The sequence below is a fragment of the Janthinobacterium sp. GW821-FHT03C10 genome, from assembly GCF_059420865.1.
The window spans coordinates 134122-148933 of the sequence record NZ_JBWKUN010000007.1 but is presented as its reverse complement, the minus strand read 5'-3'; the positions used below and the strand labels follow the sequence as shown (position 1 = coordinate 148933).

The window sequence follows — 14812 nt, the reverse complement described above, 5'->3', positions numbered from 1 at the left end:
CCATTCAGGTGCTGCGCTGCACCATGCCGCCCACCCAGATTGCGTCTGCGCTGTATTGCACCTCGATCAAACAGGGCTGCTGCGTCACATGGCCCTGATGCAGGCGCAACGACTGTTGTCGGTGCGCCGCCAGCGCGCCCGCCGCCACACCCGTGGCGCTGTCTTCCAGCGCCGGGTCCAGGTGGTTGAAGTTGCGCCCTTCATATTCATGCTCGCCCGTGCGGCAGTACGCATAGCAGCCGCTGACCTGATGCAAGGCGCTCCAGTCGGCGATCAATTCCAGATTCGGCCGCAGCGCGCGCAGCGTGGTGCGGTCGGCCACTTCCAGCAGCAGCTTCGGGCTGCCGACGGAGGCGATCACGGGCGGCGACGGCAAGTGCATGTGCTGGCCCATGAGTTCGGATGGCACATATTTTTCCAGCATGACGGCCGGTGCCGGCTGCGAAGTCAAGCCGATGAAGATTCCTTCCGCGCGGCGCACCAGCTGCAAGGCTTGCCCGCGCATGGCGGTCGTCACCGTCAGCGCCGCCGGCGCGCCGGGCGCCGCCAGCAGCACATGCGCGGCGGCCAGGGTGGCGTGCAGGCACAGGGGGCTGCGCGTGTGCGGATAAAAATAGTCGAGCACGATGCCGCCGTCCGCCTGGCGGTCGAGGAAGACGCAGGCGCTCACTTGCCGTTCGCGGGCGAAGGCCTGGCGCGCCGTTTCTCCGCTGCCATCGTTTTCCACGACCAGCGCCGCATTGCCGCCACCGGGGGCGACGCCGAAACATTTTAATAAGTGAACGATCATGGCGGTCGAGGCAAAGGGTAAAACACCAGCATAAACGAAAATAGGTACAAAGCTTCTCGATGTCTTGGCCGGATGGAGTCAACGGCTGCAGTTATTGAGGCTTTCGTGGAATTGACATATCAACAGATGATATACTTTCCGCATGCGGATCGATCCTGCCATTGATACATTGCTGGACCTGGATGGCTCCATCCTCGACCAGGATGGCGGTTATTGGATCAAGATAGAAGCCAGGCGGACGGAAGTGTCGGATGAGATTCCTCACGGCATACGCTACTCGCTGACGCTACACGAACCGTATGGCAAACGCATCCTCGATTATGACAATGCGCACATGGTAAAGCCGCCAAAGAAGTTCAAATATGCGGGACGTATCGTGGCATTCGACCATAAACACCGGCATCCGTCAGATCAGGGAGTGCCATACGAATTCAAGGATGCGCAGCATCTCATCAATGATTTCTTTGCTGACGTGGACCGCATTTTGCTGGAGGTAAAAAAGCAATGAAACCGATTTTTATTGGCATCATGCCGCAAGAGAAAATCCGCGAACGCGTGCTCGCCATCGCTCGCGGCATATATAAACCGAAGGCGGATGAGCCCAAGGTCTGGTTCACTTCGATCAAATCGCTGGCGGAAGTCCTGAGCGACGAAAACCGGGCGTTGTTGCACGTGATTCTGGAAACGCAACCGGAATCCATCTCTGCATTGGCTGAAACTACGGGCCGTAAACCGAGCAACCTGTCGCGCACATTGAAAACAATGTCCAATTACGGCATCGTGGAATTGAAACGGGAGCGAAATCAAGTTCGCCCCGTAGCCACAGCGACAGAGTTCCGCATAGTTGCTAATTGATTTGCCCGACTATCAATGTGCTCCGTCATGCGACAGGCCAAAGCCAAGTGCCGGCCGGCAGACGCTCCGTGCGCCCATCAAAATGAACACTATCCGACTGGAACCGGCTACTTGATTCAGGATGAGTATATCATACTGTGTTTATATACAGTATTGAGGTAGATCATGTGGGGCGCTGTCTTACCCGAGTATGCTGAGTTGTACTGCCTGAGCAATTTCAGCTTCCTGCATGGCGCCTCGCATGCGGAAGAACTGGTCGCGCGCTCCATGCAGCTCGGTTACAAGGCACTGGCCATCACGGACGAGTGTTCGCTGGCCGGTGTCGTGCGCGCCCATGCGGTGGCCAAGCGGGCCGGTTTCCCCCTGATTATCGGCGCGCATTTCCATTTGACGCAGGCCGACGGCAGCGCGGGGCCGTCGCTGTTGGCGCTGGTGCGTGATATCGACGGTTACGGCAACTTGTCTGAACTGATCACCATGGCGCGCACGCGGGCGGCCAAGGGGCGCTATGTGCTGACGCCCGACGATTTCACGGCGCCGTCGCCGGAGTTTGCCCATTTGCGGGGTTTACCGGGCTGTCTGATGATCTTGCTGCCCAGCTATCCGGCCCGGCCCGAGGCGCTGCGCGCGCAGGGCGCGTGGATGGTGGCCACCTTTGGCGGCGAGCGCAGCTGGATCGGCCTGAACCTGCTGCAGCGGGCGCAGGATGACGCGCACCGCGGCGCCGTGCAAGAGGCGGCGCAGGCGCTGGGCTTGTCCGTGGCGGCCGTCGGCCATGTGTGCATGCACGTGCGGTCGCGCAAGCCCTTGCTCGACACCCTGTGCGCGATACGCGTGGGCAAACCCGTGGGCGAGTGCGGCTATGCGCTGGCGCAAAATGCGGAGCAGCATCTGCGCGCGCGCTTGCGCCTGGCCAATGTGTATCCGCCGCAAGCGCTGGCGGAAACCGTACGCATCGCTGGTCAGTGCACGTTTTCGCTCGACAGCCTGCACTATGACTATCCCGTCGAGCTGGTGCCGCACGGCCACACGCCGGCGACGTATCTGCGCGAAGAAACGTATGCGGGCGCGCGCCTGCGCTTTCCTCTGGGTATCCCGGCCAACGTGCAGGAACAGATCGAGCAGGAGCTGGAGCTGATCCGGGATCTTTCCTACGAAGCGTATTTTTTGACCGTCTACGATATCGTGCGCTTTGCCCGCTCGCAAAACATCCTGTGCCAGGGCCGCGGATCGGCCGCCAATTCGGCCGTCTGCTATTGCCTGCACATCACGGAAGTGGACCCCGCGCGCGGCAATTGCCTGGTCGGGCGCTTCATGTCGCGCGAGCGCAACGAACCGCCCGATATCGACGTCGATTTCGAGCACCAGCGGCGCGAAGAGGTCATCCAATATATCTACGGGAAATATGGGCGCGAGCGCGCCGCGCTGGCCGCCGTGGTGATCAGCTACCGGCCGAAGAGCGCCTTGCGCGACAGCGGGCGTGCGCTGGGGATCGACCTGGCCATCGTGGAAAAGGTGGCCAAGGCGCATCGCTGGTTCGACGGCAAGCGCGATCTGCTGGAGCGCCTGGCCGAATGCGGGCTGGACCCGGAGGCGGCATTGTCGCAGCAGTGGGCCGGCCTGGCGCAGCAATTGCTGGGCTTTCCCCGCCATTTGTCCCAGCATCCGGGCGGCTTTGTCATCGCGCAAGGAAAATTGTCGCGCCTGGTGCCGATCGAAAACGCCAGCATGGCCGAGCGCAGCGTCATCGAGTGGGACAAGAACGACCTGGAAGAGCTGGGCCTGATGAAGGTCGACGTGCTGGCGCTGGGCATGCTGTCGGCCCTGCGCCGCGCGCTGGAACTGGTGAGTGCGCGGCGCGGCGAGGAATTCCGCCTGCAGGATATTCCCGCCGAAGACCCCGCCACCTACGACATGATGTGCCAGGCGGACACCATCGGCGTGTTCCAGATCGAGTCGCGCGCGCAGATGAGCATGCTGCCCCGGCTGCGGCCCCGTGAATTCTACGACCTCGTCATCGAAGTGGCGCTGGTGCGCCCCGGGCCCATCCAGGGCGGCATGGTGCATCCTTACTTGCAGCGGCGCCAGCAGAAGGAGCCGGTCGAGTATCCGAAGGGGCTGGACAAGGCGCTGGGACGCACCCTGGGCATCCCGATCTTCCAGGAACAGGTGATGCAGGTAGCCATCATCGCGGCCGATTTCACGCCCGGCGAGGCGGACCAGTTGCGACGCGCCATGGCGGCCTGGAAACGCAAGGGCGGCATGAACAATTACAAGGAACGTATCGTCGAAACGATGGTCAAAAATGCGTATAAACGGGAGTTCGCGGAGGCCATCTTCAGCCAGATCGAGGGTTTCGGCGAATACGGCTTTCCCGAGTCGCACGCGGCCAGCTTCGCCCTGCTGACGTACGCCAGTTCCTGGCTGAAATGCCACGAACCGGCCGCCTTCCTGTGCGCCTTGCTGAATAGCCAGCCCATGGGCTTTTACAGCCCCTCGCAACTGGTGCAGGATGGCCGCCGGCATGGCGTGCAGGTGCTGCCCGTCGACGTGGCCGTCAGCGGCTGGGAGGCGGCGCTGGAAGCGCCGGCAGGGCAGGGCGGGCAGAGTGCTGCACCGGCCGTGCGCCTGGGCTTGAACAGCCTGTTCGGCATGCGCGCGGAGGCGGCCCGGCGCATCGAGGATGCGCGCGCCATCGCCGCCTTCGTCGACGTGGCCGACCTGGCCCGGCGCGGCGGCCTTGACCGCCATGACTTGCAGGTGCTCGCTGCCGGCAACGCGCTGCATGCGCTGGCCGGGCATCGGCGCGAAGCCCTGTGGCAGGCGGTGGGCGCCGTGCCCGACAGGGATTTGCTGCACGCCACCACGCAAGAGGAAGACTTGCCCGTGCTGGCCGCGCCGACGGAAGGCGAGAGCATCGTCAGCGACTACCGCGCGCAAGGCTTGACCCTGGGCCGCCACCCGCTGGCGCTGCTGCGCAGGCAATTGCTGGAACAGCGTTTCATGCCGGCGTCCACGCTGATGACGTACACCAGCGGGCAAGTGGCGCGCGCCTGCGGCATCGTCACCGTGCGCCAGCGTCCGGGCACGGCCAAGGGCGTCATCTTCATGACCCTGGAAGACGAGACGGGCAGCGTCAACGTCATCGTCTGGCCCGACCTGGTGGAAAGTCAGCGGCGCGAGGTCTTGAGCGCGCCGCTGCTGGGCGTGTACGGCGTGTGGCAAAGGGAGGGCATCGTGCGCAACCTGGTAGCCAAGCACCTGGTCGATATGTCGCACTTGCTGGGGCGCTTGCGGACCAGCAGCCGCGATTTCTGTTGAGAGTTGCCGGCGGGGAGGAGGGCATGGCATTATTTGAATATGACAACATTACCCGAACCGACACTGCGTCCCGCCCTGGTCGCCGACGCGCCCGCCATCGTCGCCCTGATCGACGACCTGATGCCTTTTTTAACCTTGCACCCGGACGGCGCGGGGGCGGAAAAGTTCATCGAGAACTGCCGCCAGCCCGCTATCGAAAGCTATCTGTCGCTGCCCAATTACGCCTACCAGCTCGCGCATATCGACGGCGAACTGGCCGGCGTGGTGGCCATGCGCGACAACACGCATCTGTTCCACATGTTCGTGCCGCGCGCCCTGCACCGGCGCGGCATGGCGCGCCGTCTGTGGCAGGCAGCGCGCGATGCGGCGCTGGCCAGGGACGGCGTGACGGCCTTTACCGTCAACTCCTCGGCCTACGCCTTGCCCCTGTACGAAAGCCTGGGCTTTGTCGCCACGGGGCCGAAAGTGGAGACGGGCGGCATCGCCTTCGTGCCGATGCGCATGGAATTGACGGCCTGATTACCAGCGCACGATCTTGCCCGGATTCATGATGTTCTTCGGGTCCAGCGCATGTTTGACGGCGCGCATGGTGTCGATGGCGCCCTCGCCATGCTCTTCCACCAGGAAGGCCATCTTGTGCATGCCCACGCCATGCTCGCCCGTGCAGGTGCCGTCCATGCCGATGGCGCGCGTGACCATGTCGCTGTTGACCTTTTCCGCGCGGGCGATGTCGGCCGGATCGTCGGGGTCGACCAGCATCTGTACGTGGAAATTGCCGTCGCCCACATGGCCGATGATGGCGTAGACGAGGCCCTGCGCTTCGCAATCGGCCTGGGTGGCGAGAATGCATTCGGCCAGGCGCGAAATCGGCACGCAGCAGTCGGTGGAAATGGCGCGGCTGCCGGGGCGCATCTGCAGCAGGGCGAAATACGCGTTGTGGCGCGCGGTCCACAGGCGCGAGCGGTCTTCGGGGCGGCTGGCCCACTCGAAATCGCTGGCGCCGTGCTCGGCCGTGATGGCTTGCACCAGTTGCGCCTGCTCGGCCACGCTGGCCGGCGTACCGTGGAATTCAAACAGCAGCAGCGGCTTTTCCGGCAGCGCCATCTTGTCGTAGGCGTTGATGGCCTTGACGCCATTTTCATCGAGAAACTCGACCCGCGCCACCGGAATGCCCATCTGGATGGTCTGGATCACGGCACTGACGGCCTCGCCCGTGCCGGGGAAGGAGCAGACGGCTGCCGAGATCGCTTCGGGCAGCGGATACAGTTTGACCGTCACTTCCGTGATGATGCCCAAGGTTCCTTCGCTGCCGACGAACAAGCGCGTCAGGTCGTAGCCGGCCGACGATTTTTTCGCCCTCGTTCCCGTCTTGATGATGCGTCCGTCGGCCGTCACCACCGTCAGGGCCAGCACGTTTTCACGCATGGTGCCGTAGCGCACGGCGTTCGTGCCGGACGCGCGCGTGGCCGCCATGCCGCCCAACGACGCATTCGCGCCCGGGTCGATGGGGAAGAACAGGCCCGTGTCGCGGATGTCCTCGTTCAGCTGCTTGCGCGTGACGCCCGCCTGCACGGTGGCCGTCAAGTCTTCACTATGCACGGCGACCATTTGCTGCATTTGCGACAGATCAATCGTCACGCCGCCATGCAGGGCCAGCACGTGGCCTTCGAGCGAGGTGCCGCTGCCGTAGGCGATGACGGGCACGTCGTGCGCGCTGCACAGCTTGACGGCGGCCGCCACTTCCTCGGTGGAATGGGCGAAGATGACGGCATCGGGCAGCATGGGGGGATAGCTCGACTCGTCGCGGCCATGGTGTGCGCGCATGGCTTGCGTCATGGAAAAGCGGTCGGCAAAGATCAGGGAAAGTACGGCAGCAAGGGATGCGGGCAGCGGTTTTTTCAGTACCGCCAACTGGTCAGTTTGATTCACGCGAGTCCTCCGTTTTTTTTATTCTACTCCGCGCCCGGGGATTTCATCGAGGCACCATTTTTGCCAGTTGTAAAAAAATTCGCATGGCGGGTCGTGCACTGGTTGTAAATGAGAATCATTTCTATTAGAATGCCCGCCAGTAGTTATTTTGCAATGCGTTCTTCCACCCGAAAGGCCATGCCATGAAATTTCCCTTGTCCCTCGCCGCCGTCCTGCCCGCCTGCGTGCTGGCGCTGGGCGCCTGCAGCAGCGTCGCTCCGCCGCCCGCCGCGAAAGCCGCGTCCGCTTCTGCGCACGACGTGCGGCAGTTGGGCGAGATCGTCGACCTGCGCAGCGGCCAGCGCGTGACTGCCGAGCAATTGCTGGCCCAGCTGGCCGCCGCCCCGAGGGTCATCGTGGGCGAGCAGCATGATCAGTTCAGCCACCACCGGATCGAGCAATGGCTGCTGCAGCAATTGCAGGGCCAGCGTCCGCAAGGCAGCGTGCTGCTGGAAATGCTGAACCCGGACCAGCAAGCCAAGGTGGACAAGGTCAAGCCGTGGCTGCAGACGGACCGCGTCGTGCGCCCCGAACACGTGGCCGAGCTGCTGGCCTGGCAGCCGAGCTGGAAGTGGGCGCAATATGGCGACCTGGTCATGACCGTGATGCGCGCGCCATATCCCGTCTGGTCGGCCAACCTGGACCGCAGCGAGATCAAGCAACTGTTCATCGACCAGCCAGCCGTGCAGGGCAAGCACTCGAACCTGGCCAACGATGGCAAGGTGCATGACAAACTGAAAGACATCATCCGCGTCATGCACGACAACCAGATCGATGCGCCGCGCCTGGCCGCCATGCTGTCGGTGCAGCAGCAGCGCGACCGCCGCATGGCCGAGCGCCTGCTGGCCGCGCCCGTGCCCGCCGTGCTGATCGCCGGCGCCTACCATGCGCACAAGGACCTGGGCGTGCCGCTGCACGTGCAGGACTTGACGGGCGGCCCCGCGCCGCTAGTGCTGGTGCTGGCGCAGCAGGGCGCCACGGTGTTGGCGCCGCAGGCCGATTTCGTCTGGTACACGCCGGTGGCGGCACCCGCCATCGCCAGCGTAAAGTAATTCCTTGCATCTCCGCCGGGCGTTCAGCCCGGCACTCTCCCCCAGCAAGCTCCTCCATAGCAGCCAGGTAGTCCGTCCGATTTTTTTGCATGCGCGTGCGCGCCGTTGGCGCAGCCATGCCTGTTCACTGTAGAAGCTCCCATGCGTATTCCCTTGTTGTATATCAAAGCCGCCGCCGGCGGCGTGTTTCTTGCCCTGTTCCATGCCGACGCGCAAGCGTCCGCGCTGCCACACGACATGTCGCCGCTGGGCATGTTCTTCGCCGCCGACCAGGTGGTCAAAAGCGTGCTCATCGGCTTGCTGCTCGCCGCGCTGGCCACCTGGGTAGTCTTGCTGGTGAAGGGCGCCAGCTTGCTGCAAGCCCGGCGCGAAGCGGCGCTGGCCGTCGCCGTGCTGAAGACGGCGGCTTCCTTGACGGACGCGGCAGTAAAGAGCGGGGCGTCTGTCCTGGCACAACGGTTGCTCGATGATGTGCAGCAAGAACTGAATCTGTCGCACGCCAGCGCGTCGGCGGCGGCCTTGAAGGAGCGGGCCGGCTTTCGCCAGGAACAATTCATTGCGCAGCAGGTGCGCGCCATGACGCAAGGTATCGGACTGCTGGCAAGCATAGGCGCCGTGGCGCCCTTCGTCGGCCTGTTCGGCACCGTGTGGGGCATCATGAACAGTTTCATCGGCATCGCCGTCAGCCAGAGCACGAATTTGGCGACCGTCGCGCCCGGCATCGCGGAAGCCTTGCTGGCCACGGCCTTGGGCCTGGTGGCGGCGATACCCGCCGTGGTCATCTATAACGTCTTGAGTCGTGGCATCAACCAGGTCAAGGCGCTGCTGCGTGCCGCCTCGGCGCAAGTGCTGCTGATGCTGAGCCGCGACCTCGATGCGCGCAAGCAGGCCTGAACCATGGCCAGCCTTTTCCCATCGCAGAACGACGACATGGCCGACATGCCGGAATTGAGCGAGATCAATGTCACGCCCTTCATCGACGTGATGCTGGTGCTCTTGATCATCTTCATGGTGGTCTCGCCGCTGGCCACCGTCGACCTGAAGATCGACTTGCCGGCCGCCACGGCCAAGCCCGAGCCGCGTCCCGAAAAACCGTTGTTCGTTTCCCTGAAAGCCGACCGCAGCCTGTATCTGGGCGAATCGCCCGTGGCGCGCGGGCACCTGGGCCGCCTGCTCGACGCCGAGACGGGCGGCGACCGCCAGCGCACCCTGTTCTTCCAGGCCGACAAGCAAGCCGCATATGAAGACGTACTGGGCGTGATGGATGCCCTGCGCCGGGCCGGCTATCTGAAAGTGGGCCTGGTGGGCCGGGAGGGAGGCGGGTGAATCCGCGTCCGGTATTGAACTGGGGCATCGCGACTTCTCTGGTGGCGGCCACGGCGCTGGCGCTGCTGCTGTGGGCGGCCTGGCAACCCGTCGCCATTGCGCCCGCGCAGCCGCCCGCCAGCGTGATGGTCGTATTTGCCGCGCAGGCGATGTCGCCGGAGACACAACAGGCGGCAGCGGCAGGGGCGCGCCAGTCGGCCGCGTCCAGTGCCGCCCGGCCGAAAAAGAGTACGACCAGGCAAGAAGCGCTGCCCGTGCTGGCGCGTGCCGCCGCGCCGGATATCGTCGCGGCGGAAAAAGAGGAAACGGCGGTGGCGAGCCCGTCAACGGAGCAGGGGAAGGATGCCGCCAAGGAAGCGTCCGTGCCCGCGCAAGCCAGCAGCAGCGCCACGCCGGCACCAAGCACCGTGCGCGGTCCGCAGGCGGCGCCGTTCGACAGCGACACGCCGCCCGCCAGCGCGGCGCCCGCCAGCTGGCAAAGCCAGGTGCTTGGCCACCTGGCCCATTTCAAGCGCTATCCGGGCGACGCGCGCCAGCGCAAGCGGGCCGGCGCCGCCTGGGTGCGCTTCCAGGTGGACCGCGACGGCAAGCTGCTGGCCAGCGAGCTGATCACTTCATCGGGCACGGTACTGCTCGACCGCGAAGCGCTGCAAGTGCTGGAGCGCGCGCAGCCGTTGCCGGCGCCGCCCGCCAGCGTTTTACGCCAGGGCACGGTGACCGTCACCTTGCCCGTCTCGTTCAAGCTGGAGCCAGGGCAGGACAAGGCATGAGGGTGCCGATTGTAGTCATTAAAAATCCAACCATAACAAATCGAGGGTGTATGCATATCAAGACAATGGCACGAGCCGTGGGCGTCTGCATGGCGTTGCTGGCGCAGCAAGCTGGGGCGCAGTCGCAGGAAAGCGGGAAGGTGGAATTTTCGCCGCTGAATGTGTCGGGTGAAACGGTTTCAGTGGAACAACAGGCGCTGGAAAAACCGGGCGCCGTCAGCGCGCGTGGCGCCGATACGCGCCTGCAGAGCGTGGACCAGATCGTGCGCAGCATGCCAGGCACATTTACCCAGATCGATCCGGCGCAGGGCGCCGTCAGCGTCAACATCCGTGGCTTGTCGGGGCTGGGGCGCGTGAACATGATGGTCGATGGCGTGAGCCAGAATTACTATGGCAGCGCGCCTTCGTCCGTGTCGCACGGCGGCGTGCCCAGCAGCCAGTTCGGCGCCCTGATCGATCCGAATTTCATCATCGGCATGGATGTGTCACGCGGCAATGTCGCCGGCGGCGACGGCGTCAATGCGCTGGCTGGCAGCGCCAATTTCCGCACCATCGGCGTCGATGACGTCGTCTTCGCCGGTGATAAGGTGGGCGCGCGCACGAAGCTGTCGACAGGGAGTAACGGCGTGGGAGGCAGCGCCATGCTGGCCGTGGCCATGAAAAACCCCGCCTTCGATGGCGGCAGCGTAGGCTTCATGGCCGCCACCAGCGCTAGCGTGATCGGCAACAACTACACGAATGCGAAAGGCGTCAACAGCGAGGAATTCGGTTTCGGCTACAACCGCTATTACAAGCAAAAGCCCAAGTCGCAACTGCTCAAGCTGGACCTTGCATTGAGCGACTTCCACGCACTGGAACTGTCGGCGCGCGATTACCGCAATACGTTCACGCGCCGCGATATCCAGAGCGATGATTACTATGTGAAATATCACTACACGCCGTTTTCGGAATTGATCGACCTGAATGTGGTGGCCAGCAGCAGCCGTGGCAATCAGAAATACATGCCCGGGGCGCTGACCAATTTCATCAATACGAATACGGCCAACCGCGCCGATGCCATCGACGTCAACAATACCAGCAGCTTCAGGCTGGCCGGCGGCGATGCGCTGCTGACCATCGGCGGCAAGCTGATGCGCAACAAGTACAGCAAGCACGTGGAAAGCCTCGTCGACGACCCGGACAATCCGGATGCGAACCAGCAATCGATTGAAAACAATACCTTTGGTCCCGCCGGCAAGCAAAAGATCGACAGCCTGTATGCGGGCTTGCAATACAACCGCGGCCTCTACCAGATCAACGCGGGGCTGAACTACACCAGCTTCGAGCTGACGGGCTACAAGCCGGCCTGCGATGAACGCGTGAAATGTTTCCCGCAAGGGGCTTCGCACATTGCACTGAAGGAGCATGGCGTCAACCCTTCGCTGCTCGTTTCCGCGCAGGTGGCGCCGTGGTTCCAGCCGTTTGCCAGCGCCGAGCGCACCATGCGCGGGCCGAATCCGCAGGAAGTGTTTTTCTCGAATGACGGCGGGGCGTCGATGAATCCGTTTTTGAAAGGCGAGAAGGCGAGCACCTACCAGCTGGGCTTCAATTCCAGCCTGCATGGCTTGCTGAGCAAGAACGACGTGCTGAATTTCAAGGCCCTGTATTTCAAGAGCAAGATCGACGGCTATATCACCAGCCAGTCCTTCCTCGTGTGCGACAGCGGGCGCAAGTGCAATATGTCGGAAGTGATCGCCACGGACTGGGAGACGGTCGATGAATACGTGACGAACATGTATATCTACATCAACTCTTCCACGCCCGTGCGCACGCGGGGCTGGGAGCTGGAAGCGCAGTACCAGCTGGGCCCGGCGTATGCGCGCCTGTCGTACACGCGTGAAAAGACCAGCCAGCCTACGTCGATCGCCAGCGCGTGGTTTGGCGCGGCCGACATCAGCGAGCTGCCCAGCACCTACTACAACCTCGACGTGGGTACGCGTTTGCTGGAGAACAGACTGGAAGTGGGCGCCATCCTCAAGCACACGGGCTCGAACCGCCGCCTGTCGCCCGAGAATGAAGCCGATGAAGCGACGGGCGAAGTGCTGAAGGCCGAGAATCCGAAGATCCCGGCCGTGGTCGACCTGTATGCGAGTTACCAGGTGTCGAAAAACCTGTTCCTGCGCCTGTCCGTGCAGAACGCGATGAACAAGGATTTCTCGGAAGCGCTGAACCGGCTGAACTCGATGCCGTCGCAGTCGCAGGACAACACGCCGCTGAGCACGGCGCGGGGCAGGACGTATGTGGCGGGGCTTGAGTACCGGTTTTAATTTAAAGCTGGGGTCAGTTCCTCTGGAATCGGCATGCGGCCCATTGGACCGCACGCCCCCGGCGGGTCTGACCCCAAATGAGGCTGCCTGTTTAATACTCGCGTGGAGTGGTTCCATAATAACTGTGGATCGAATTGGCCCACGTCTGATCCGCCATGTTCGGCCAGTTATCCGTATCGAAGCCGGGCGCGTTTTCGATGCGTTCCTTGTCGACGTTCAGGGTGAAGCGCTTGTTGACGGTATCGAGCAGCAGCGCTTCCCAGGGCACGGCGAACAGCTTTTCGCCGATGGTGAAGACACCGCCGTGCGACATGACGGCGTAGGCAATCTTGCCGCTGCGCATGTCGATCATGATTTCTTTGATTTCGCCCAGGTGTTCATCCTTGGCGTTGTGCACATGGTCGCCGATCAGGGTGTCTGCACCCATCAGTTCAGGGCCGGGGCCTTTGTGGCCGCGGTTGACATACATGCCGTAGGCGTCGCGTTCTTCGTAGCTCATGGTGGACCTCCTGTTGAAAAATCCCAGTCTGCCGTCAGGGCGCGGCAGGGTCTGTTCGCTCGCCCACACAAAGTATGGAATTGGAAATATTTCAATTCTTGCTATTGGGTAATTTTGTTGTGCGTAGACAGCAGGAGGGGGAGGGATAGTCGGTATTTGGCGCAAATTTCCGCGCGCGGGGGGCGACGCAGGCGGGCTTTAGTGTATAATTTCAATTTCCCGCACGTGCCGTTCGGCACCATCTGCAATGACCAAATTTGTCTTCGTCACTGGTGGCGTTGTGTCTTCCCTTGGAAAAGGGATTGCCGCCGCCTCCCTCGCCGCGATCCTCGAATCGCGCGGCCTTAAAGTCACCATGCTCAAGCTCGACCCGTATATCAACGTCGATCCTGGCACGATGAGCCCTATGCAACACGGTGAAGTCTTCGTCACCGATGACGGGGCCGAAACCGACCTCGACCTCGGTCACTACGAGCGCTTCATCTCCACCCGCATGAAAAAGGTGAATAACTTCACCACCGGCCAGATCTATGAATCGGTGATCCGCAAGGAACGCCGGGGCGAATATCTGGGCAAGACCGTGCAGGTGATTCCGCATATCACCAATGAAATCCAGGATTACATCCGCCGTGGCGCCGAAGGCTACGACGTGGCCCTGTGCGAAATCGGCGGCACCGTCGGCGATATCGAATCCTTGCCGTTCCTGGAAGCGGCGCGCCAGCTGAGCCTGCGCGCCGGCCGCAAGAACACGGCCTTCGTCCACCTGACCCTGGTGCCTTACATCGCCTCGGCCGGTGAACTGAAGACCAAGCCGACCCAGCACTCGGTGCAAAAGCTGCGTGAAATCGGCATCTTGCCCAACGCGCTGCTGTGCCGCGCCGACCGCGCCATCCCGGAAGACGAGCGCGCGAAAATCTCGCTGTTCTCGAACATCGAGGAAGACGCCGTCATTTCCGTGTGGGACGTCGACACCATCTACAAAGTGCCGCAAATGCTGCACGACCAGGGCCTCGACAAGATCATCTGCGATGCGCTGGATCTCGATCCCGCACCGGCCGACCTGTCGATCTGGAGCAAGCTGATCTACACGATGGAACACCCGAAGGCGGAAGTGACCGTCGGCATGGTCGGCAAGTATGTCGAGCTGACCGAGTCGTACAAGTCGCTGATCGAAGCGCTGCGCCACGCCGGCATCCACACGGAAAGCCGCGTCAACATCGAGTACATCGATTCGGAAGAAATCGAAACGACCGGTTGCGACAACCTGGGCAAGTACGATGCCATCCTGGTACCGGGCGGCTTCGGCAAGCGCGGCGTGGAAGGCAAGATCAAGGCGGCCCAGTTCGCCCGCGAAAACAAGATCCCTTACCTGGGCATCTGCCTGGGCATGCAAGTGGCCCTGATCGAATACGCGCGCAACAAGGCAGGCATGCCGAACGCGAATTCGACCGAGTTCGACCTTGATACGGATCAACCTGTTGTTGCACTGATCAATGAGTGGCAAAACCACGATGGTAAAGTCGAGTTGCGCGATGAAAACTCGGACCTGGGCGGTACCATGCGCCTGGGCGCGCAGACCTGCGCCGTCAATCCGGGCACCCTCGCCGCCGAGATCTACGGCAGCGTGGTGACCGAGCGTCACCGCCATCGCTACGAAGCCAATAATCACTACCTGGCCCGTGTCGAAGCGGCTGGCCTGATCGTCTCGGCCCGCACGCCGAGCGAAGATTTGTGCGAAATCATGGAATTGCCGCGCACGGGTGAGAATGCCCACCCATGGTATATGGGCGTGCAATACCATCCTGAGTTCAAGTCGACGCCACGCACCGGCCATCCGTTGTTTACCTCGTTCATCAAGGCAGCGCTGGCGCACAAGGAAGCCAACGCCGCTGCGCAATAACGCGGTCGATCGCGACAGTATTACC

Annotated in this window: 13 protein-coding genes; 10 read left to right on the top strand and 3 right to left on the bottom strand. The window is 62.7% G+C overall.

All coding sequences use genetic code 11. The features are described 5' to 3' along the window. Positions 1 to 4: 4 nt before the first annotated feature. Positions 5 to 790, bottom strand: a complete 786-nt coding sequence (locus AC07VH_RS22670; RefSeq protein WP_494789039.1) for a PhzF family phenazine biosynthesis protein — start codon at positions 788 to 790, stop codon at positions 5 to 7. Between the two features lie 142 nt (positions 791 to 932). On the opposite strand from AC07VH_RS22670, the gene AC07VH_RS22665 reads away from it, so the two are divergent. The 4 genes from AC07VH_RS22665 to AC07VH_RS22650 all read left to right on the top strand — a co-directional run bounded on the left by AC07VH_RS22665 (position 933) and on the right by AC07VH_RS22650 (position 5485). Next, positions 933 to 1298, top strand: coding sequence for a toxin-antitoxin system TumE family protein (locus AC07VH_RS22665; protein WP_494789038.1), 366 nt, complete (start codon positions 933 to 935; stop codon positions 1296 to 1298). Then, the gene (locus AC07VH_RS22660) at positions 1295 to 1645 is read left to right on the top strand and encodes an HVO_A0114 family putative DNA-binding protein (RefSeq protein WP_070291776.1); all 351 of its coding nucleotides are present in this window, start codon (positions 1295 to 1297) and stop codon (positions 1643 to 1645) included. Before AC07VH_RS22665 ends, AC07VH_RS22660 begins: the two co-directional genes overlap by 4 nt. A gap of 165 nt (positions 1646 to 1810) precedes the next feature. Then, a complete protein-coding gene (locus tag AC07VH_RS22655) occupies positions 1811 to 4966 on the top strand; it encodes an error-prone DNA polymerase (protein ID WP_494789037.1) in 3156 nt (1051 codons plus the stop codon). 39 nt (positions 4967 to 5005) lie between these two features. Further along, positions 5006 to 5485, top strand: coding sequence for a GNAT family N-acetyltransferase (locus AC07VH_RS22650; protein WP_494789036.1), 480 nt, complete (start codon positions 5006 to 5008; stop codon positions 5483 to 5485). Here the strand turns inward: AC07VH_RS22650 and AC07VH_RS22645 are convergent, their stop codons facing one another. Then, entirely contained in the window at positions 5486 to 6895 is a 1410-nt protein-coding gene (locus AC07VH_RS22645; RefSeq protein WP_494789035.1) for an FAD-binding oxidoreductase, read from the bottom strand. 182 nt (positions 6896 to 7077) lie between these two features. Between AC07VH_RS22645 and AC07VH_RS22640 the strand changes: the two genes are divergently transcribed. From AC07VH_RS22640 to AC07VH_RS22620, 5 genes are all read left to right on the top strand, one after another. Further along, the gene (locus AC07VH_RS22640) at positions 7078 to 7986 is read left to right on the top strand and encodes a ChaN family lipoprotein (RefSeq protein ID WP_494789034.1); all 909 of its coding nucleotides are present in this window, start codon (positions 7078 to 7080) and stop codon (positions 7984 to 7986) included. Positions 7987 to 8127: 141 nt separating this feature from the next. Further along, entirely contained in the window at positions 8128 to 8880 is a 753-nt protein-coding gene (gene exbB / locus AC07VH_RS22635; RefSeq protein WP_494789033.1) for a tonB-system energizer ExbB, read from the top strand. 3 nt (positions 8881 to 8883) lie between these two features. Next, positions 8884 to 9312 carry a TonB system transport protein ExbD gene (gene exbD, locus AC07VH_RS22630; protein ID WP_494789032.1) on the top strand — a complete coding sequence of 143 codons (429 nt, stop codon included), beginning with the start codon at positions 8884 to 8886 and terminating at the stop codon, positions 9310 to 9312. Beyond that, positions 9309 to 10082, top strand: a complete 774-nt coding sequence (locus tag AC07VH_RS22625) for an energy transducer TonB family protein (RefSeq protein WP_494789031.1) — start codon at positions 9309 to 9311, stop codon at positions 10080 to 10082. Before exbD ends, AC07VH_RS22625 begins: the two co-directional genes overlap by 4 nt. A 50-nt stretch (positions 10083 to 10132) precedes the next feature. Then, a complete protein-coding gene (locus AC07VH_RS22620; protein WP_494789030.1) occupies positions 10133 to 12388 on the top strand; it encodes a TonB-dependent receptor domain-containing protein in 2256 nt (751 codons plus the stop codon). A 91-nt stretch (positions 12389 to 12479) separates the two neighbouring features. Here the strand turns inward: AC07VH_RS22620 and AC07VH_RS22615 are convergent, their stop codons facing one another. Next, positions 12480 to 12887: a PRC-barrel domain-containing protein gene (locus AC07VH_RS22615; RefSeq protein WP_070221439.1), complete on the bottom strand. Its 408-nt coding sequence runs from the start codon at positions 12885 to 12887 to the stop codon at positions 12480 to 12482. Between the two features lie 247 nt (positions 12888 to 13134). Between AC07VH_RS22615 and pyrG the strand changes: the two genes are divergently transcribed. Beyond that, the gene (pyrG, locus tag AC07VH_RS22610) at positions 13135 to 14787 is read left to right on the top strand and encodes a CTP synthase (protein WP_099408972.1); all 1653 of its coding nucleotides are present in this window, start codon (positions 13135 to 13137) and stop codon (positions 14785 to 14787) included. Positions 14788 to 14812 lie beyond the last annotated feature (25 nt).